The following is a 19,826-nucleotide window of genomic DNA, read 5'->3' as shown; positions in this document are numbered from 1 at the left end:
CACACCCCGATCGGGGCCGGGTCAGTCGACCTCGGCCACCGCCTGCGCGAACTGCGCCGCGTACAGCCGGGCGTAGGCCCCGCCCGAGGACAACAGCTCCTCGTGCGTGCCCTGTTCGACGATCGAGCCGTTCTCCATCACCAGGATCACGTCCGCGTCCCGGATCGTGGAGAGCCGGTGCGCGATCACGAACGACGTGCGCCCGTGGGCCAGTCGGGCCATCGCCTTCTGGATGAGGACCTCGGTCCGGGTGTCGACCGAGCTGGTGGCCTCGTCGAGGACGAGGATCACCGGGTCGGACAGGAACGCCCGTGCGATGGTGATCAGCTGCTTCTCGCCCGCGCTGACCCCCGCCCCGTCGTCGTCGATCACCGTGTCGTACCCCTCGGGCAGGGTGCGGACGAACCGGTCGGCGTGCGCGGCCCGCGCCGCCTCCTCGATCTCCGCCCGGGTCACCGCGCGCGTGGCGCCGTACGCGATGTTGTCCGCGATGGTGCCGCCGAAGAGCCAGGTGTCCTGGAGGACCATGCCGATCCCGGTCCGCAGCCGCTCCCGGGACATCTCGGCGATGTCCACCCCGTCGAGGGTGATCCGGCCGCCCGTGACCTCGTAGAACCGCATGAGCAGGTTCACCAGGGTCGTCTTGCCGGCGCCCGTCGGGCCGACGATCGCGACCGTCTGGCCGGGCTCCACCGAGAGCGACAGGTCCTCGATGAGCGGCTTGTCGGCCTCGTAGCGGAAGGAGACGCCCTCCAGGGCGACCTTCCCCTTGAGGTCGGCCGACTCCCAGCCCTCGGCCGGGGAGGTCGCCGGCTTGTCGGCCGGCGCGTCCGGCTCCTGCTCCTCCGCGTCGAGCAGCTCGAAGATCCGCTCGGCCGAGGCCACACCCGACTGCACCAGGTTCGCCATCGACGCGACCTGTGTGAGCGGCATCGAGAACTGGCGCGAGTACTGGATGAAGGCCTGCACGTCGCCGATGGAGAGCGTGCCGCTCGCCACCCGCAGACCGCCGACCACGGCGACGAGGACGTAGTTGATGTTCGAGATGAAGAACATCACCGGCTGCATCACGCCGCTGTTGAACTGCGCTTTGAACCCGGCCTCGTACAGCGCCTCGTTCTGCTCGCGGAAGTCGGCCGCGGACTCCGCCTGCCGGCCGAAGACCTTCACCAGCGCGTGCCCGCTGTACATCTCCTCCACGTGCGCGTTGAGCGTGCCCGTGGACTTCCACTGCTGGACGAAGTGCGGCTGCGAGCGCTTGCCGATCTTCGCCGCGACGAAGACCGAGACCGGCACCGTGACCAGCGCCACGAGCGCGAGCAGCGGCGAGATCCAGAACATCATCGCGAGCACGCCGACGATCGTGAGCAGCGAGTTGATCAGCTGGCCCATCGACTGCTGGAGGGTCTGCGAGATGTTGTCGATGTCGTTGGTCGCCCGCGACAGCACCTCGCCGCGCTTGGCCTTGTCGAAGTACGCCAGGGGGAGCCGTGCCAGTTTCGTCTGGACGTCCTCCCGCATCCGGTAGACCGTCCGGTTGATCACCTTGATCGACATCCGGGTGGAGACCAGCATCAGCAGGCCCGCCGCCACGTACACGCCGAGGACCATGAGGAGCACCTCGCCGACGGCGGAGAAGTCGATCCCCTGCCCCGGCGTGAAGTCGACCCCGCTCAGCATGTCCGCCATGCCGGAGTCGCCCGAGGCGCGCAACCTCTCGATCGCCTCCGCCTTCGTGCCGCCCTCGATCTGCCGCCCCACGACACCCGCGAAGACGAGGTCGGTCGCCCTGCCGAGGATCTTCGGGCCGACCACGGAGGCCGCCACCGACAGCACACCGGCTATCAGCATCACCCAGAGCGCGCCGCGCTCGGGCGCCAGCTGCTTCAGCAGCCGCTTGCCCGAGCCCTTGAAGTCCATCGACCGCTGGTCGGGGCCGCCACCGGCCATCATGCGTCCGCCAGGACCGGCCATCAGGCTGCCTCCGCCTCGGTGAGCTGGGAGAGCACGATCTCCCGGTACGTCTCGTTGTCCGCCATCAGCTCCCGGTGCCGTCCGGTGCCGACGACCCGGCCCTCGTCGAGGACGACGATCCGGTCGGCGTCCCGGATGGTGGAGACCCGCTGGGCGACGATCACGACGGTCGAGTCGGCCGTCTCCCGGGCGAGCGCGGCCCGCAGCAGGGCATCCGTCTCGTAGTCGAGCGCGGAGAACGAGTCGTCGAAGAGGTAGATCTCCGGCCGCTGCACCAGGGTCCGTGCGATGGCGAGCCGCTGCCGCTGCCCGCCGGAGACGTTGGTGCCGCCCTGCGCGATGGGCGCGTCGAGGCCGGCCTCCAGGTTCCGTACGAAGTCGGTGGCCTGGGCGACCTCCAGGGCGTGCCAGAGCTCTTCGTCGGTCGCGTCGGGTTTGCCGTACCGGAGGTTGGTGGCGACGGTCCCGGAGAAGAGGTACGGCTTCTGGGGGACGAGTCCGACGGTCCTCGCCATGAGGTCGGGGTCGAGCCGGCGGACGTCGACGCCGTCGACGAGGACCTCGCCGCCGGTGGCGTCGAAGAGCCGGGGCACGAGCCCGAGGAGGGTCGACTTGCCGCTGCCGGTCGAGCCGATGATCGCGGTGGTCTCACCCGGACGGGCCTCGAGCCCGACGTCCTTGAGGACGGACTCCTCCGCACCCGGGTACCGGAACTCCGCGCCCTTGACCTCCAGGTGCCCCCGCCGGCCCAGCTCGGTCACCGGCTTCACCGGCGGCACCACGCTGGACTCGGTCGCGAGGACCTCCTCGATGCGCTCGGCGCAGACCTCGGCCCGGGGCACCATCATGAACATGAAGGTGGCCATCATGACCGCCATCACGATCTGCATCAGATAGGCGAGGAACGCGGTCAGCGCGCCGATCTGCATCCCGCCGCTGTCGATGCGGTGCGCACCGAACCAGACGACCGCCACGCTGGAGATGTTCACGACGGTCATGACCACCGGGAACATCAGGGCCATCAGCCGGCCGGTCGCCATCGAGACATCGGTCAGCTCCGCGTTGGCGCCGCGGAACCGCTCCTCCTCGTAGCCGTCCTTCACGAACGCCCGGATCACCCGGTTGCCGGTGATCTGCTCGCGCAGCACGCGGTTCACCGTGTCGAGACGCTCCTGCATCGTCCGGAAGAGCGGCCGCATCCGCCGCACGATCAGGGAGACCGAGACGGCGAGGACCGGCACCACGGCGAGCAGCACGCCCGAGAGCGGCACGTCCTGGCCGAGGGCCATCACGATGCCGCCGACACACATGATGGGCGCGGAGACCATCAGGGTGAACGCCATCAGGACCAGCATCTGGATCTGCTGCACGTCGTTGGTCGTACGGGTGATCAGCGAGGGCGCGCCGAAGTGCCCCAGCTCCCGCGCGGAGAACGACTGCACCCGGTCGAAGACCGCGGCACGCACGTCCCGGCCCAGTGCGGACGCGGTGCGGGCGCCGTAGAACACGGCCCCGATGTTGCAGACGACCTGGACGACGGAGACGCCGACCATCAGGGCGCCGAAGCGCAGGATGTATCCGGTGTCCCCCGTGACGACACCGTTGTCGATGATGTCCGCGTTCAGGGTCGGCAGGTAGAGGCTCGCGCAGGTCTGCAGGAACTGCAGCAGGACGAGCAGGGCGATGGGTTTTCGGTAGGGGCCGAGGTGGGTTCGGAGAAGTCTTATGAGCACGGCTCCACTATCGCCCGCACGCCCGCGACGTTACGACTCGGTTTCGGGGTGCGGGGCAAGCCCTGGGGAAGACTTTACGAACGGGGTTCGGGCCCCTCGCAGGACGTCACGAACCGAACGCGCCCGGGTGGAGCTGGTCCCGTGTCGCCACGTACTGCTGCCGCACCGCCCGGCCCGCGGCCAGGTCCTCGCCCGGCTCCAGGATCTGCGCGGCCGCGCCCTGCCAGGCCGGGGGAGTGGACGGCGACAGCGTGCCCCGCGCCACCCCGAGGGCCCAGGCGGCCTGCCGGGCCGCGCCGAGCGCCGCGTAGTCGGCCGGCTGGGGGACGACGACCTGCGCGCCGAACAGCGCGGGCGCGAGCGCCTGCACCGCGGGGAGCGCCGCCGCGGCGCCGAGCAGGAACACCCGGCGCACCTCGACACCGCGCCCGCGCAGCACGTCCATGGCGTCGGTGAGCGCGCAGAGCATGCCCTCGAACGCCGCCCGCGCCAGGTGTTCGGGCTTCATCGACTCGCGCCGCAGCCCGCTGAGCGTGCCCGCGGAGTGCGGCAGGTTCGGGGTCCGCTCGCCCTCCAGATAGGGCAGCAGGACGAGCCCGGAGGCGCCCGGCGTCGACTTCAGGGCCAGCGCGGACAGCTCTTCGAGGGACTCGACGCCCAGCATCTCGGCGGTGCCGCGCAGCGCCCGTACCGCGTTGGAGGTGTGGACGACGGGCAGGTGCATGCCGGTGGCGTCGGCGAAGGAGGTGATCATGCCGCTCGGGTCGGCGAGGGCCTCGTGGTGGACGGCCATCACGGAGCCGGAGGCACCGAGCGAGACCACCGCGTCGCCGGGGCCGAGCCCCAGGCCCAGCGCGGCGGCCATCGTCTCGCCCGTGCCGGCGGAGATGAGGAGCCCCTCGGGCGTGGTGCCGGCGGCGTCGGCCGGGCCGAGGACCTCGGGCAGCACCGCCTGGTGGCCGAGGGCCAGCTCGACGAGATCGGGGCGGTACGTGCCGGTGCGGGCCGACCAGTAGCCGGTGCCGGAGGCGGCGCCGCGGTCGGTGGTGCGCCGGGCGGGCCGGCCGAGGAGCTGCCAGACCAGCCAGTCGTGCGGCTGGAGGACCATCGCGACCCGCCGGGCGTGCTCGGGTTCGGTACGGGCCAGCCAGCGCAGCTTGGCCACCGCCTGCCCGGCGCCGGGCACGGAGCCCACGGCCTCGGCCCAGGCCTGGCGGCCGCCGAGCGACTCGACGAGGTCGGCGGCGGCGATCTGGGCCCGCTTGTCGTTGCGGACGAGCGCGGGCCGCACCAGGCCGCCCTGCGCGTCGAGCGGTACGAGTCCGTGCTGCTGCGCGGACACCCCGATGGCCTGCACGCCCTCCAGGAGCCCGCCGGTGGCGGCCTCCCCGAGCGAGAGCAACCAGGTCTGCGGGTCGACGTCGACGGCCTTGGGTTCGCCCGGGTGAGGGGCGTATCCCTGCCGCAGTACGGCACCCGTGTCCGTGTCACAGACGACGATGCGTGTGAACTCCGCTGAGCTGTCGAGTCCTGCGACTATCCCCATGACACTTGATTCTGCCGCACGCGGGGCGGTTCAGGTGTTGCTGGTGCCCCAGTCGTCTTCCTCGACCTTCCCGTTGGCCCCGCCGCGCCCGGACAGCGCGTGGAACCGGTCGGTCACCGAGGACGGCAGCCGGTCGCCCACCTTGTCGCCCACGACGTGCGCGGCCTTGCCCGCGACCTGCCGCCCGGTCTGGGCGGCGGACTCGGCGGCGTTGCGCACGGCCGGGTTCTGCGCGAACTCCTTCGCGGACTTCTTCATCTGCTCGTAGCGCTCGCGGCCGGCCCGCGTGCCGACCACGTACCCGAGGGCGAGTCCTACGACGAACGTCAGCTTGTATCGCATGGCCACCACCTTCCCTGGAGAGCTTCCCTGATGCGTCCGCGACGCATCGCCGGTGCCCAGGCGGTGCCCCCGGCGATACCGATTGGCGGAGCACCCCCCTGCTTGCGCTAATGTATGTGTCGCAGCGAGCAACCGCCCGCCCGGAGCATCCGGAGTGGGTACGTTCGGTGCAACGCAGCAATCCCCTGTAGCTCAATTGGCAGAGCAGCCGGCTGTTAACCGGCAGGTTACTGGTTCGAGTCCAGTCGGGGGAGCGCGATCCCCTGTAGCTCAATTGGCAGAGCATTCGGCTGTTAACCGGAGGGTTACTGGTTCGAGTCCAGTCGGGGGAGCGGAACGGAAAAGGACCCTTCGGGGTCCTTTTTCGCGTCTCGGGGAACCATGCGGAGCGCAGTGCGGTCTTCATGGTCGAGCAGAGCCGATCTTCCGGAGCAGGAGATCGTATGAGCGGCTATGCTGCGGCAGACGGCGCGCACACATGTACGCGCCTCACCGTTCGGGGCGGTAGCTCAGCCGGTTAGAGCAGCGGACTCATAATCCGTCGGCCGTGGGTTCGAGTCCCACCCGCCCCACCACCGCATGGTGAAGAAGAATCGATCTGACCAGGCACTTTCCCTGGTCGGTCGACTCTCACCGCGCTCGCGTACGGTCTTCGCTTCCGCGTTCCCCCATTGTTCGGACAGAGCGTGGGACGTGAGCGGTGCGACACGCCCGATTCACCCGGATGCCGCGGGGCCCTCCCCGTACGGCCCCTCTGTGAGGCGACCCACACCCCTGACGCCGGCCGCGGCGAGCCGCTGCGGGACGATCGCCGCCCGCCCACGAGCAGCTCGGCTCCGGGCACGCGCGGGCGACCGCGAGCGGGCAGGACGTGTGGACCGACGACGGCCCCGGGCGCGCCGGGGCCGTCGTCGGTCCTTCAGACGACCGTCCGGCCCGTACGGGTCACCCGGCAGGCGCCGGGTGACCCGGGAGCAGTTCCGTCGCGACGAAGGCGATCACCGCCGCGAGGATCACGACCGGAATCATCGCGGTGCCGCCCAGCAGCAGGGAGACGAGGACCACGCTGCTGACGGGCAGCCGCAGGGTCGCGGCCGCTGCGGCGGCCATGCCCGCCGCCATGGCCGGGACGAGGCCCAGACCGGGCAGCGGGGCCAGCAGGACTCCGGCGGCGCCTCCCAGGGCGAGGGCGGGGAAGACGAGGCCGCCCCGCAGGCTGCCCAGACAGAGGGTGTACGCGGTTCCCTTGAAGAGCAGGACGGCGATCAGCGCCCCCACTCCCCAGGCGTGCGGGTCGGTGGCCATCTGTCCCAGGGTGGCCTGGCCCGACAGCGCGACCTCGGCCGGGCTGCGGCCGGTGATCAGGGCGTAGAGCGCCGCACAGGACGCCGCGGCCGCGGCGCACAGCACGGTGCGCCCCACCACTCCCGTGGAGACGAAGGCGGCGACGCGCCGGGCAGTGGCCAGGACCGGGTGCAGGAGGACGGCGACGGCGAGGGCGAACGGAATCGTCCAGAGCACGTCCCCCACGTCCAGACGGGGGAACGGCATGGGCAGATGGAGACTCAGGGCCCCGGTCTCCAGTCCGGTCCAGTGGCCGATACCGGTGAAGACCAGGGCCCCGACGCCGCTGGAGAGCAGGGCGGGCAGCATGACCGCGAACAGCTGCGGTCCGCCGGCCCCCACCACCTCCATCAGGAGCACCGCGGCGACCAGCGGGTTGCCGAAGATCGCCGCGATGGCCGCCGCGGCGCCGGCCGCGCCCAGCAGGGCGGTGCTCTTCGGGGTCGCCGGAACGCGCGCGAGGTCGCGGAAGAGCAGGGCGATACCGCCACCCAGGGCGATCAGGGGTGCCTCCGGTCCCAGCACGGCCCCGAGGGGCAGGCTCGCCGCCGCGGCGAGCAGGACGCCCGGCAGCATGACCGGCGAGGCCCCGCCGGCGTGGAGGCCCGACGCGGGCACATGCCCGCCCTTTCCGGGCAGCCGCGAGGCGACCAGTCCGACGACGACTCCCGCGATCGGGAGCAGGGGGAGCGGCCACCACCACGGCGGGTTGTCCCAGCCCAGGCTCTGCGGCAGCTCCGCCCACACGAGGTGTTCCAGTTCGTGCAGTCCGACCAGGAACCAGAACGCGACGAGCGAGACGGGTACGCCGATCAGGGCGGAGAAGACGAGGGCCTTGAGATAGCCGGGGGCGAGGAGCAGGTCGCGCAGCCGGTCCGCCTCCAGGGGCTGCTCCGCGCTGCCGGGGTCCGCGGGGTGGGTGTCGTGCTCCGCCATGGATGGCCTTTCTCCGGTGCAGCTCGGAGCCGGTGCGGGGTCCCCGCGCCTGTGTCGTGCTCGGGCCGGACCCGGTCAGCTCGCGAGGACCTTGGCCTTGGCCTGTGCGAACTCGGCCTCCGTGATCGCGCCGCTGTTCTTCAGCTCGGCGAGCCTGGCCAGTTGCTCCGCATGGCCGCCGCCGCTCCCGGCGGTCTCGCGTACGTACGAGCGGAACTGTGCCTCGTTCTCCCGGACCCGGCTGAGCTCGCGCTCGCCCATGGACCGCCCGCGGGCGATCAGGTAGACGAACACGCCCAGGAAGGGCAGCAGGATGACGAAGGCGGTCCACCCCGCCTTCGCCCAGCCGTTCAGCTCATCGTCGCGGAAGATGTCGCCGATGATGCGGAAGAGCAGCATGAACCAGAGGATCCACAGGAAGAGCATCAGCATGGTCCAGAACATGTTCAGCAGCGGGTAGTCCACTGCGAGGTTCACCACCGAGTCCTTCATGGCCGATCTCCTGCCGGTCGTGTCGGGCCGCGGCCACCCGTTCGTGGAGGGCCCGGCGGAACGAACTGCATCCAGGGTGCGCCGCCCGGGAGCTCACCGCATGCGGGACGGGTGCGGGCGGGGCCGGGCCGGTGCCCCCGCGGTGACCGGGGGCGGGTCGGACGGCGCTCCGCTCAGGCCGGTCCGCGCTCCGCTCAGGTCACGTCCTCGGCGGGCAGCCGGCCCGAGCGCACGGCCTCGACCAGAGCCTGGTGGTCGCGCTCGTTCTGGTCGGCGTAGGACTCCGCGAAGCGCGTGAGCGCGCGGTCGAACGAGTCGCCGCGGCCCAGGTAAGCGGCGATCGCGATCCGGTCGCCGGACCGGGCGTGCGCGCGTGCCAGCGTCAGTCCGCACAGGTCGCCGAAGGCCCTCATGTCCTTGGGGCGCATCCGCTCCGGGACGACGATGCCCTTCCAGTCGCGCAGCTGGCGCACGTAGAAGTCGCGCCGCCTGCCGTCGATCCCGTCCACCCGCTGCCAGCCGAGGAAGATGTCGCTGGTGGCCTGCATCAGCCGTTGGCCGGAGACGACGCGCTCGCCCTGGTTGCGGTAGGCGCTCGCGCCGACGTACGGGGCGAGCACGGACGTGTCCGCCTCCTTGGCCTGGAGGAAGAGCGGGTCCTGGTCGTCCCGGCCGAGGAGCAGGAAGATCCAGCAGCGGGTGCCGACACTGCCGACCCCGACCACCTTGCGGGCGATGTCCGTCAGCCGGTAGTCCGCCAGGAGCGTGCGCCGGTCGGACGTCAGGGTGGTGCCGTACTCCTCGATCAGATGGCGGAACCGGCCTTCGAGGGCGGCGCGTTGGAGGTCGGGCAGCAGGTCGTCCATCGGAACGAGCAGCGGGGGGTCCGCCGCGATCACGGGCCGCCCGTCGACGGTCTCGGTGAGCCGGTCGAAGGCCTGGAGACTGTCCCGGGAGCGGGCCTTCTCCATGGCGCGGGCCAGGTTCTTCTGTCCGCGCTTGTGGAGGAGGGTCGTCCCCAGGGCTTCGAGGCGGGCCGCGTCGATCTTCGCGTACCAGACGTCGAGGGTGCGCATGCCCGCGAAGCGGATCATCGCCTCGCGGTAGGAACGGACGGTGTCCTCGACGATGCGGGCGCGCTCGGCGTCGTCGAAGCCGTTCGCCCGGGCGGCGATGACGAGACTCGTCGACAGTCGTTTGACGTCCCATTCCCAGGGGCCCGGGAGCGTCTCGTCGAAGTCGTTGATGTCGAACATCAACTGCCGTTCCGGCGAGGCGAGGAGACGGAAATTGAGCATGTGCGCGTCCCCGCACAGTTGCGCCGTGAGCCCCGAGGCGGGCGTTCCGGCCAGGTCGGACGCCATGATCGCGGCGGCGCCGCGGTAGAAGCGGAACGGGGACTCCGTCATGCGGCCGTAACGGATCGGGACGAGCTCGGGGACCCGGGTCGCCGACTGCGCCTCCAGGATCGTCAGCGGGTCGGGCCGGTCGGTGGGCGGCCGGTACTCGGCGTGGCCCGAGCGCGGCGAGCGGCGCCGGGCCTTCCTGCCGAGCGCCGCACGCTCCTCCGGGGTGGCGTGGCGCGCCGAGCGCAGCGCAGTGACGGCTTTCCGGGGCATCGGAACCCTTCCTGCTCGGTCCTGCTGGGGGTGTCGGGCCTGACCGTGCGGCCCGTGGCCGCCCGTGCGGCCCGGGTCAGCGGGCGGCCTTGAGCGGCCGGGCGGCGGTGCGGGACGGGGTGCGTGACCGGGCGATGCCGCCAACTCCGATTATCACGGCCGTCGGGGCAGGGTGCTCGGCGGCGGGCGACGGTCCCGCCGCACCCCCGTCCGTCCGGATGCCGTCGCGCGCCTGTGTGCGGCTCGCCGGACGCTCCTCCGGGCGAGCGCCGCCTTCCCGCCGGTGAAGCCCGAGGGCCCGTACGCGCCGCGGCGACGCGTACGGGCCCTCGGGGCGGTCCTCCGGGGTGGTCGGTGCGTTCAGTACGTGAGGATGGCCGGGTCCGAGACGCTCGCCGTGCCCGTCTCCACGTGGCCCGCGAGGCGGCGGACGTAGTCCGTGCTCGCGGAGGAGGTGACGGTGACGTCGTACCAGTGGTGGGCCGCGGAGACGTCGACGCTGTGGGTGACCGTGGCGCCCTTCGCGACGGAGAGCGTCTTCTGGGCGCCGCCGTAGGCGTTGACGAGGGTCACCGTCGCGGTCGTGCCCGCGTTGGTGAAGGTCAGGTCCAGCCTGCCCGTGGTGGTGTTGTGGCGGGCCGTGACCTCGGGGACGGCCGTCTTGCCGGGGGAGCGGAAGCGGCGGACGAAGCCGTTGGGGCCGTGGACCGTGAGGTCGGTGACGCCCTTCGAGTACTGGGTGTTCCAGGTGTCCGCGATCGACTTGCCGGCCTCGGTCGTATAGGTCCAGGGCGCGTCGGTGCGGTTGGCCGAGGTCACGTAGAACTGCGCGCCCGCCGAGGGGCCGCCGCCGAAGCTGAGGCGGAACCTGCCCGCCGCGGTGTCGGCGGAGCCGTCCACGAACGGGGCGTACCGCAGCGGGCGGGTGGGCTTGGCGCCGCGCTCCTGGCGGGGCATGGTGCCGGTCGCCGGGGCGGTGGCGAGGAAGTCGGGGTGACGGTTCCTGTCGGGCGGGAAGTAGCCGGACGTCGGTGGCAGCGCGGCCGTCGAGGTGTCCGTCCGTGAGAAGTCGAAGGCGGAGGTCAGGTCGCCGCAGACGGCCCGCCGCCAGAGCGAGATCTGGGGTTCCTGCACGCCGAAGCGCTGCTCCATGAAGCGGATGACCGAGGTGTGGTCGAAGGTCTCGGAGCAGGTGTAGCCGCCGGTGGACCAGGGCGAGACGACCAGCATCGGGACGCGCGGGCCGAGACCGTACGGCCCGGCGACGTACCCGGTCTTCCCCGGGAAGTGGTCGAGCCCGGTCGCGACGGTGGAGAGGCCCTGTGCGGCGGAGCCCGGGACGTACGGCGGGACGACGTGGTCGAAGAAGCCGTCGTTCTCGTCGTACGTGATGAACAGGGCCGTACGGGCCCACACGTCCGGGTTCGAGGTCAGCGCGTCGAGGACCTGCGAGATGTACCAGGCGCCGTAGTTCGCGGGCCAGTTGGAGTGCTCGGAGAAGGCCTCGGGGGCGGCTATCCAGGAGATCTTCGGCAGCCGGCCGCCCTGGACGTCGGCGCGCAGCCGGTCGAAGAAGCCCTCGCCCGCCTTGGCGTCCGTGCCCGTCCGGGCCTTGTCGAACAGCGGGTTGCCGGGCTGCGCGTTGCGGTAGGTGTTGAAGTACAGGAGCGAGTTGTCGCCGTAGTTGCCGCGGTAGGCGTCGTTGATCCAGCCCCAGGAGCCGGCCGCGTTCAGTCCGTCGCCGATGTCCTGGTAGATCTTCCAGGACACCCCGGCCGCCTCGAGGCGCTCCGGGTAGGTCTTCCAGCCGTAGCCCGCCTCGGCGTTGTTGAGGACCGGGCCGCCGCCGGTGCCGTCGTTGCCGGTGTGGCCGGTCCACAGGTAGTAGCGGTTCGGGTCGGTCGAGCCGATGAACGAACAGTGGTACGCGTCGCAGATGGTGAAGGCGTCGGCGAGCGCGTAGTGGAACGGGATGTCCTCGCGGGTGAGGTACGCCATCGTGGCTTTGGTCTTGGCCGCGATCCAGTTGTCGTAGTTGCCCTTGTTGAAGGCGCTCTGGCCGCCCGCCCAGTCGTGGTTGAGGCCTTGGAGGAACTCCATGCCGAGCTTCGCGCTCTCCGGACGGAAGGGCAGCGTGACCTTGCCTCCGGCCGACTGGTTCCAGACCGACCTGCCGCTGGGCAGGGTGACCGGGCGGGGGTCGCCGAAGCCCCGTACGCCCTTCATCGCCCCGAAGTAGTGATCGAAGGAACGATTCTCCTGCATCAGGACGACAATGTGCTCGATGTCCTGGATCGTGCCGGTGGAGCCTTGCGCCGGGATGGCGGCGGCGCGCGCGATGCTCTCCGAGAGCATGGTCAGCGCGGCGGTGCCGCCCGCGAGTTGAAGGAACCGGCGACGGTCGAGGTCGGCCATGGGGGAGTTCTCCTCCGGGGTCGGAACGGGCACGGGTGGGGGTGCGCGTGCGGTGGCCGGGCGGACCGGCCGATGGGCGCCCCAAGGAGAGCGCCCGTGAACCACCGGCCGGGGGCCGTTCCATGACTGCCCGCCGTACGGCAGACGAATCCCCCGTGCCTGAACGGAAAAACCCACAAGCGAACACCCCCGAGGGTCGATGACCCTCGGGGGTGTACGTGAACCGACAGAAAACTACTCGACGACGAGGTCGACCTTGATGTTGCCGCGGGTCGCCTTGGAGTACGGGCAGAACGCGTGGGTCTTCTCCAGGAGGGACTTGCCCGCCTCGCCCTGGAGGTGGTCGGGGAACTCGGCGCGCATCACGACCGCGAGGCCGAAGCCGCCGTCCGCGGCGTCCTTGCCGATGGAGACCTCGGCGGTGATCGAGGCCTCGGAGATGTCGATCTTCTCCTGGCGGGCGACCAGGTTCATCGCGCTGGCGAAGCAGGCCGCGTACCCGGCGGCGAAGAGCTGCTCGGGGTTGGTGCCCTGACCGTTGCCGCCGAGGGCCTGGGGGTGGGCGAGGGGGAGGTCGATGTGGCCGTCGGAGCTGACGGCACGGCCCTCGCGGCCGTTGGCGGTGGCGACGGCGGTGTAGATCGCGTCCATGTTTTCCGTTCCTGTCCTCGGGAGGTGCGCTGCGGTGGCTCTCTATTAGTAGCGCACGATTCAATTGTGCACAACTTAATCGCGTGTGAGGTGTCCTCGCGTATCCTTGAGGCATGGAGACGCTCGACACCGTCCCGGACGAGGACTTCCTCCGGCTCGACCACCAGATCTGCTTCTCGCTGCACGCCGCGACCCGCGCGTTCAACGGCGTCTACCGCGAGGCGCTCAGGGAGCTGGGGCTCACCTACCCCCAGTACCTCGCCATGCTGGTGCTCTGGGAGCACGGCGAGCTGCCCGTGAAGGGGATCGGAGAGCGCCTCCGGCTCGACTCCGGAACCCTGTCCCCGCTGCTCAAGCGCCTGGAGACGGCCGGATACGTCGAGCGGCGCCGCAGTCCCGAGGACGAGCGGTCCGTCACCGTGCGGCCCACCGCCGCGGGGACCGCGCTGAAGGAGAAGGCCCGCGACGTGCCGCGCCGGATCGCCGCCGCGACGGGCCTCGACCTGGCCGACATCCGCGACCTGCGGGAACGCCTCGACGCCCTCGCCGTCCGGCTCGACAGCGTCGACCCGGACGACCTGAACGTCTGCGGCTAGCGGCTCTCACGGTCCGACGGACGGCGGCAGCCGGCACCGCCGGACGACGGACGCCGGCACCGCTGGGCGCGGCGAGCGGCTGGTGGCTGGTGGTGGTGGCCCGTGGCTCCGCCCGCGGGTGCGGTCAGGTGCGGGGGCTCGGTGAGGCCGCGGCGCCCGCACCTTCCGCCGCGCCCACGCATGCTCCTTCCACCGCGCCTGCACCTTCCCCGGCGGCCGTGGCGGTCGTGGCGGCGAAAGTCTCGGCGATCCACGCCGCGCACCTCGCGCACCTCGCGCACCTCGCGCACCTCGCGCACCTCGCGCACCTCGCGCACCTCGCGCACTTCGCGCTCGCGCGATGCGGCGGCTCGGCCTTGAACGCGCCTCAGTAACGCCCTTGACCAAAACGTAAGGATCAAGTGCCGTAAGCGCCCCTATACTCGCCCCATGTCCGAGTTCACTGTCCGGCGTGCCGTCGCCGATGATTCCAAGCGGCTGACCCGGCTGGTCAGGAGCTCCCGGGCCTATCGGGGGGACTACGCCACGATGGTCGAGGGGTACCAGGTCGGGGGCGCGTACATCGAGCACCATCCCGTGTTCGTCGCCGTCGACGCGAGCGACCGGGTGCTCGGGTTCTACGCGCTGCTCGTCGACGATGCCGAGCTCGACCTCGCGTTCGTCGCCGACGGTGCGCAGGGGCTCGGCATCGGACGGCTGCTCATGGAGCACATGACCGGGCAGGCCAGGGCCGCCGGGCTCAAGGCCGTGAGGGTCGTCGCGCATCCGCCCGCCGAGGAGTTCTATCTGCGCACCGGCGCGGTGCGGACCGGAACCGTCCCGCCCACCGGTCACATCCACTGGGAGCGCCCCGAGCTCCGCTACGACATCGCGTGACCGCCACCCAGCCGCGGTCGCAGCCGCAGCCCTCCGATTCCCAGCCCTCCGAGTCCCCGGCCCCCGAGTCCCAGGACCCCGTCCCCGAGCGGCGTCGGCTCTTCGCCGATCTCACCCCGCTGCGGACCTCCGCCCACTACCGCCGCCTCTGGTTCGGCAGCGCCGTCTCCTGGGTCGGGCAGGGGATGACGTCGCTCGCCGTCTCCCTCCAGGTGTACGACATCACCCGGTCGCCCTTCTCCGTCGGGCTCGTCGGGCTGTTCTCGCTCGTCCCGCTCGTCGTCTTCGGGCTGTACGGCGGTGCGATCGCCGACACCGTCGACCGCCGCAAGCTCGGGCTCTACAGCGCCTGCGGTTCCGCCGTGCTGTCGGTCGCGCTCGCCTCTGCCGCGTTCGCCGGGTTCCACCGGGTCTGGTTCCTCTACGGGATCGTCGCCCTGCAGGCCGTCTGCGCCGCGCTCAACTCACCCGCCCGCTCCTCGATGATCCCCCGGCTCCTGCCCCCCGAGCAGCTGCGGGCCGCCAACGCGCTGAACTCGATGGTCACGACCTTCGGCATGCTCGTCGGGCCCAGCCTCGGCGGGCTGATCGTCGGGTTCGCCGGGTACCAGACCGCGTACCTCGTCGACGCCGTCGCCTTCGCCGCGGGCCTGTACGCGATGTGGCGGCTGCCGTCGATGCTCCCGGACCGGAAGGGGGGAGGGAAGAGGGCCTCCGTCCTCGACGGGCTGCGGTTCCTCGCGACCCGGCCCAACCTCCGTATGACGTTCTTCTCGGACTTCTGCGCGATGATCCTCGCTCACCCCCGCGCCCTGTTCCCCGCCGTCGCCGTGCTCTGGTTCGGGGGCGACGCGAAGACCGCCGGACTCCTCGTCGCGGCACCCGCGTTCGGCGCGCTGCTCGGCGGGGTGCTCTCCGGCTGGCAGGGACGCATCCGGCACCACGGGCAGGCGATCCTGATCGCCGTCGCCTGCTGGGGGACCGCCATCGCCGTCTTCGGCCTCACCCGGAACCTCTGGCTCGGGCTGCTCATGCTCGCTCTCGCCGGGTACTCCGACACCGTCTCGATGATCTTCCGCAACACGATGATGCAGGTCGCGGCGCCGGACGAGATGCGCGGCAGGCTCCAGGGCGTGTTCATCGTGGTGGTCGCCGGTGGGCCCCGGCTCGGGGACTTCCTCGCGGGCTCCGTGGCCGGTCTGACCTCGCCCGCGGTCGCCGTCACGGGCGGCGGAATCGCCTGTGTCGTGGCGGTCGGCGCCCTCGCCCTGTACGGGCGCGATTTCCGCCGGTACGACGCGCTCGACCCGACTCCGTGAGCAATTCTCCCCGAACGGCACGTCCTGTTCTGGCGGTTGGCCGCCACGGCGCATAACCGCCAGGACGGAACGGAGTCAACTCCCGTCCACCTGGCCAAGACTCCTCGCGGCACCCGGAAACACCCCCGACCCCGGGTCCGCGAGGAGTTCGAACGATGCCGTCGAGGACCACACCCTTCGACAGAGGGAGGGCCGCGCTGATCGCCGCGGGCATCTCCCTCGTGATGCTCTCGGCCGGGCAGACCGCCGCCGCCGGGACCACCGCCGCCGCCGTCCCGGACACCTTCAAGGCGGCGGCGAGCACCACCGTCACCCTCGTCACCGGAGACCGCGTCACCCTCACCGACCTCGGCGGCGGACGGCAGACCGTCACCGTCGACCGGGCCGTGGGCGCCACCGGCGCGATACGCAGCCAGATCGCGGACGGCCGGGTCACGGTCGTCCCCGACGAGGCCCGCCCCTACCTGGCCTCCGGCGCGCTCGACCCGCGCCTCTTCGACGTCACCGGCCTCGTCGAGCAGGGCATCACCGGCGACCTGCCGCTGATCGTCAGCTACGGCGGCAAGGGCGCCCGTACCGCCGCGGCGACCCCGCGCGGTGCCGAGACCGTCCGCCCGCTGCCCAGCATCGGCGGCGCCGCCGTCACCGCCACCGACCCCGCCGCCTTCTGGAAGGGCTTCACCGCCGCCCCGAACGCGCGGGCCGCCGCCGCCCCCGCCAAGGTCTGGCTCGACGGCCGGGTCAAGGCCGCCATGGCCGAGTCCAACGAGCAGATCGGCACCCCGAAGGCCTGGGAGGCCGGACTCACCGGCAAGGGCGTGAAGGTCGCCGTCCTCGACACCGGCGCCGACCTCGCCCACCCCGACCTCGCGGGCCGGGTCACCGAGTCGAAGTCCTTCATCGCCGGCCAGGAGGTCGCCGACCGCAACGGCCACGGCACGCACGTCGCCTCCACCGTCGGCGGCAGCGGCGCCGGCTCCGAAGGCAAGGAGAAGGGCGTCGCCCCCGGCGCCACCCTCGCCGTCGGCAAGGTCCTCAGCGACGGGGGCTCCGGCTCCGAGTCGGAGATCATCGCCGGCATGGAGTGGGCCGCCAAGGACATCGACGCGAAGATCGTCTCGATGAGCCTCGGCTCCCAGGAACCGAGCGACGGCACCGACCCGATGGCCCAGGCCGTCAACACCCTCACCGCCGAGACCGGCGCCCTCTTCGTCATCGCCGCCGGGAACTCCGGCGCCCCCGGCTCCATCGGCTCGCCCGGCGCCGCCGACTCCGCCCTCACCATCGGCGCCGTCGACTCCTCCGACGAGGCCGCCTACTTCACGAGCCAGGGCCCCCGCTTCGGCGACCAGGCCCTCAAGCCCGACCTGTCGGCGCCCGGCGTGGACATCCTCGCCGCCCGCTCCCAGCTGGTCTCCGGCAGCGGCCTCTACACCTCCATGAGCGGTACGTCGATGGCGACCCCGCACGTCGCCGGTGTCGCCGCCCTGCTCGCCGAGCGGCACCCCGACTGGACCGGCGCCCAGCTGAAGAACGCGCTGATGTCCTCGTCGAAGACGCTCGACGCCTCCTCGTACGCCCTCGGCTCCGGCCGGGTCGACGTGGCCGCCGCGATCGCCGCGAACATCACCGCCACCGGCTCCGCCGACCTCGGCTTCTTCGGCTGGCCGTACGAGTCGAACACGCCGGTCACCCGGACCGTCACGTACACCAACTCCTCCGACGCCGCCGTCGAGCTGAACCTCGCCGTCGAGGGCATGCCGGCCGGTGTCGCCACCCTCGCCGACACCACCCTCACCGTCCCGGCCCACGGGACCGCGAGCACCACCGTCACCGGTGACGGCACCGAGGCCCCCGTCGGCCGGTCCTCCGGCCGGGTCACCGCCACCGCCGCCGGAACCGCCGTCGCGCACACCGCCCTCGGCCTGGTGAAGGAGGAGGAGCGCTACACCCTCACCGTCCACGTCAAGGACCGTGACGGCGCCCCCACCCCCGCCTACCTCGGCGTGCAGCAGCTCGTACAGGGCGTCGACCCCTTCCCGGCCGCCGTCGGCGAGTCCGGCACCCTCGAACTCCGCCTGAAGCCCGGCACGTACACCGTCGACACCTTCCTCGACGTCCGCGGCTCCCACGGCAAGGACTCCCTCGGCCTCGGCTTCCTCACCGCGCCGGAGATCACCCTCGACCGCGACCGGGAGATCACCCTCGACGGGCGGCAGCTCCGCGAGATCCGCGCCGAGGTCGAGAAGCGCACCGAGACCCGGCAGCTCCTGATGGAGTTCGACCGCGAGGCCAACGGCGCCTCCTACGGCGGAGCCGTCCAGGTCCCGCCGAAGTACGACTCGATCTTCGCGGCGCCGACCACCAAGCCCGCCACCGGCACCTTCGAGTACCGGACGGTCTGGCGCCTCGGCAAGCCGATGATGGAGGCGAGCGTCGACGGCACCCGTCTCTCCGACGCCACCCCGCAGGCCGGTGCCACCCTCCTGGAGGGCGGCCACCGACTCGGCCTCGTCGACGCCGGCACCGGAACCGCCGCCGAGTACCAGGGGAAGAACGCCACCGGCAAGGCCGTCCTCGTGCGCCTGACCGCCGGCGCCGACCCGGCACAGCTCGCCCAGACCGCCCAGGACGCGGGCGCCAAGGCCCTGTTCGTCACCGACGACCAGCCCGGCCGTCTGATGAAGTGGTTCGGCACTGCCGACTACGAGGACCGGCCGCTCTCCGTCGCCACCGTCAACACCGCCGACGCCCAGCGCCTCGCCGCTGCCGCGGCGCGCGGCAAGCGCGTCGACCTGACCGGCACCCGCTTCACCCCGTTCACGTACGACCTCTCCGAGGGGCACCCCGGCGCCATCGGCAAGGACCTCGTCTTCCGGCCCGGCAAGCACGAACTCGCCACCATCGACTCCACCTTCTATGCGCCCACCAAGCGCAAGGAGCTGGGCGGCGAGTTCCGCTACTCGATCACCGACACCTTCCCGATCGGCTTCGGCTTCAAGGAGTGGATCTCCTTCCCGACCGAGCGCACCGAGTACGTCTCCACCGGCACCGGTCAGCGCTGGCACGAGTCCGTCGACCTCGGCGACTCCCTGGAGGAGCGCGGCGGCACCCCGTCCTACCGCGGCGGCAGCCGGGTGGACCTCGACTGGTTCGGCCCCGTCTGGCACCCGTGGCTGGGCACCGGCCTCGGCTGGGGCCAGCAGCGCTCCGGCAACGACCTGCGCTTCAACACCCCCGGCTGGGGCGACTCCGGCACCGACCACACCGGCTTCGGCAACGTGTGGAACGACGACTCCATGGACCAGTACACCGAGGTGTACGTCAACGGCACCCGCGTCGACCGCAAGAAGAGCTCCGGCGCCTACGCCTGGGACGCCCCGGCGGAGGAGGCGACCTACAAGGTCGTCACCGACACCACCCTCGACCCGGCGCGCTGGCGGCTCGCCGGCAAGGGCCACAGCGAGTGGACCTTCCGCTCCGCCGAGACCCCCGGCGACAGGGTCACCTACCTGCCGATGCTCAACCTCGGCTTCGACGTGGACACCGACCTCGACGGTGACGTCCGCGCCGGACGCAAGCTGCCCGTCGGCATCTTCGCCGAGTACGTGAAGGGCGCCACCGGCACCGGCACCATCACCGGCGGCACCCTGGAGGTCTCCTACGACGAGGGGAAGACCTGGACCGAGGTCGCCCTGAGGAAGTCGCGGCACGGCGCCGCCTGGGACGGCGAGCTGCGCGTCCCGTCCGGCGCGGGCTCCGTCTCGCTGCGGGCCGGTGCGAGCGACGACCGGGGCGGCTCGGTCACGCAGGAACTGATCCGTGCGGTGGGCGTGAAGAAGTAACACCCGTTCCCGTCCGGACGTCGGGGCCCCCCCCCCCGGGGGGGGGGGGGGGGCCAGGTTTGTTCCCCCTTCGGGGGGGGGTCCACTCCTTTCCCCTGCTGGGAAGGGGCCCCACCCCCCCCCCCCCCGAAAGGGGCC

At 71.7% G+C, this 19,826-nt stretch carries 13 protein-coding genes and 3 tRNA genes; 7 read left to right on the top strand and 9 right to left on the bottom strand.

Annotation, left to right across the window (positions count from 1 at the left end; genetic code table 11):
• Positions 1 to 21 precede the first annotated feature (21 nt).
• From ACZ4XX_RS19270 to ACZ4XX_RS19255, 4 genes are all read right to left on the bottom strand, one after another.
• Complete coding sequence (locus tag ACZ4XX_RS19270) at positions 22 to 1,974, bottom strand: ABC transporter ATP-binding protein (protein WP_468509053.1); 1,953 nt, start codon at positions 1,972 to 1,974, stop codon at positions 22 to 24.
• On the bottom strand, positions 1,974 to 3,707 hold the full coding sequence (locus ACZ4XX_RS19265; RefSeq protein WP_468509052.1) for an ABC transporter ATP-binding protein: 1,734 nt from the start codon (positions 3,705 to 3,707) through the stop codon (positions 1,974 to 1,976). The genes ACZ4XX_RS19270 and ACZ4XX_RS19265 overlap by 1 nt, the downstream gene beginning before the upstream one ends.
• Before the next feature lie 106 nt (positions 3,708 to 3,813).
• Positions 3,814 to 5,253, bottom strand: a complete 1,440-nt coding sequence (locus ACZ4XX_RS19260) for an FGGY family carbohydrate kinase (protein ID WP_468509051.1) — start codon at positions 5,251 to 5,253, stop codon at positions 3,814 to 3,816.
• 30 nt (positions 5,254 to 5,283) lie between these two features.
• Complete coding sequence (locus ACZ4XX_RS19255; RefSeq protein ID WP_467709062.1) at positions 5,284 to 5,595, bottom strand: YtxH domain-containing protein; 312 nt, start codon at positions 5,593 to 5,595, stop codon at positions 5,284 to 5,286.
• Between the two features lie 181 nt (positions 5,596 to 5,776).
• Between ACZ4XX_RS19255 and ACZ4XX_RS19250 the strand changes: the two genes are divergently transcribed.
• From ACZ4XX_RS19250 to ACZ4XX_RS19240, 3 genes are all read left to right on the top strand, one after another.
• Positions 5,777 to 5,849 (top strand) — tRNA-Asn (locus tag ACZ4XX_RS19250).
• A 5-nt stretch (positions 5,850 to 5,854) separates the two neighbouring features.
• Positions 5,855 to 5,927: transfer RNA gene (locus ACZ4XX_RS19245), tRNA-Asn, on the top strand.
• A gap of 166 nt (positions 5,928 to 6,093) precedes the next feature.
• Positions 6,094 to 6,170, top strand: a tRNA-Ile gene (locus ACZ4XX_RS19240).
• A 370-nt stretch (positions 6,171 to 6,540) separates the two neighbouring features.
• Here the strand turns inward: ACZ4XX_RS19240 and ACZ4XX_RS19235 are convergent.
• The 5 genes from ACZ4XX_RS19235 to ACZ4XX_RS19215 form a co-directional block, all read right to left on the bottom strand.
• Positions 6,541 to 7,875, bottom strand: coding sequence for a chloride channel protein (locus ACZ4XX_RS19235; protein WP_468509050.1), 1,335 nt, complete (start codon positions 7,873 to 7,875; stop codon positions 6,541 to 6,543).
• A gap of 75 nt (positions 7,876 to 7,950) precedes the next feature.
• On the bottom strand, positions 7,951 to 8,367 hold the full coding sequence (locus ACZ4XX_RS19230) for an SHOCT domain-containing protein (protein WP_468509049.1): 417 nt from the start codon (positions 8,365 to 8,367) through the stop codon (positions 7,951 to 7,953).
• A gap of 194 nt (positions 8,368 to 8,561) precedes the next feature.
• Complete coding sequence (locus tag ACZ4XX_RS19225) at positions 8,562 to 9,986, bottom strand: DUF2252 domain-containing protein (RefSeq protein WP_468509048.1); 1,425 nt, start codon at positions 9,984 to 9,986, stop codon at positions 8,562 to 8,564.
• A gap of 360 nt (positions 9,987 to 10,346) precedes the next feature.
• The gene (locus ACZ4XX_RS19220; protein ID WP_468509047.1) at positions 10,347 to 12,401 is read right to left on the bottom strand and encodes a phosphocholine-specific phospholipase C; all 2,055 of its coding nucleotides are present in this window, start codon (positions 12,399 to 12,401) and stop codon (positions 10,347 to 10,349) included.
• Between the two features lie 234 nt (positions 12,402 to 12,635).
• Entirely contained in the window at positions 12,636 to 13,052 is a 417-nt protein-coding gene (locus tag ACZ4XX_RS19215) for an organic hydroperoxide resistance protein (RefSeq protein WP_468509046.1), read from the bottom strand.
• Between the two features lie 113 nt (positions 13,053 to 13,165).
• Between ACZ4XX_RS19215 and ACZ4XX_RS19210 the strand changes: the two genes are divergently transcribed.
• The 4 genes from ACZ4XX_RS19210 to ACZ4XX_RS19195 all read left to right on the top strand — a co-directional run bounded on the left by ACZ4XX_RS19210 (position 13,166) and on the right by ACZ4XX_RS19195 (position 19,688).
• Complete coding sequence (locus ACZ4XX_RS19210) at positions 13,166 to 13,648, top strand: MarR family winged helix-turn-helix transcriptional regulator (RefSeq protein ID WP_468509045.1); 483 nt, start codon at positions 13,166 to 13,168, stop codon at positions 13,646 to 13,648.
• A gap of 429 nt (positions 13,649 to 14,077) precedes the next feature.
• Positions 14,078 to 14,524 carry a GNAT family N-acetyltransferase gene (locus ACZ4XX_RS19205; protein ID WP_468509044.1) on the top strand — a complete coding sequence of 149 codons (447 nt, stop codon included), beginning with the start codon at positions 14,078 to 14,080 and terminating at the stop codon, positions 14,522 to 14,524.
• 119 nt (positions 14,525 to 14,643) lie between these two features.
• Entirely contained in the window at positions 14,644 to 15,843 is a 1,200-nt protein-coding gene (locus ACZ4XX_RS19200) for an MFS transporter (RefSeq protein ID WP_468509131.1), read from the top strand.
• Positions 15,844 to 15,998: 155 nt separating this feature from the next.
• The gene (locus ACZ4XX_RS19195; RefSeq protein ID WP_468509043.1) at positions 15,999 to 19,688 is read left to right on the top strand and encodes a S8 family serine peptidase; all 3,690 of its coding nucleotides are present in this window, start codon (positions 15,999 to 16,001) and stop codon (positions 19,686 to 19,688) included.
• Positions 19,689 to 19,826: the final 138 nt, after the last annotated feature.

Source organism: Streptomyces sp. NPDC029956, assembly GCF_055574655.1.
The sequence above is the reverse complement of the archived record's forward strand: the minus strand, read 5'-3'. Positions and strand labels throughout refer to the sequence as shown.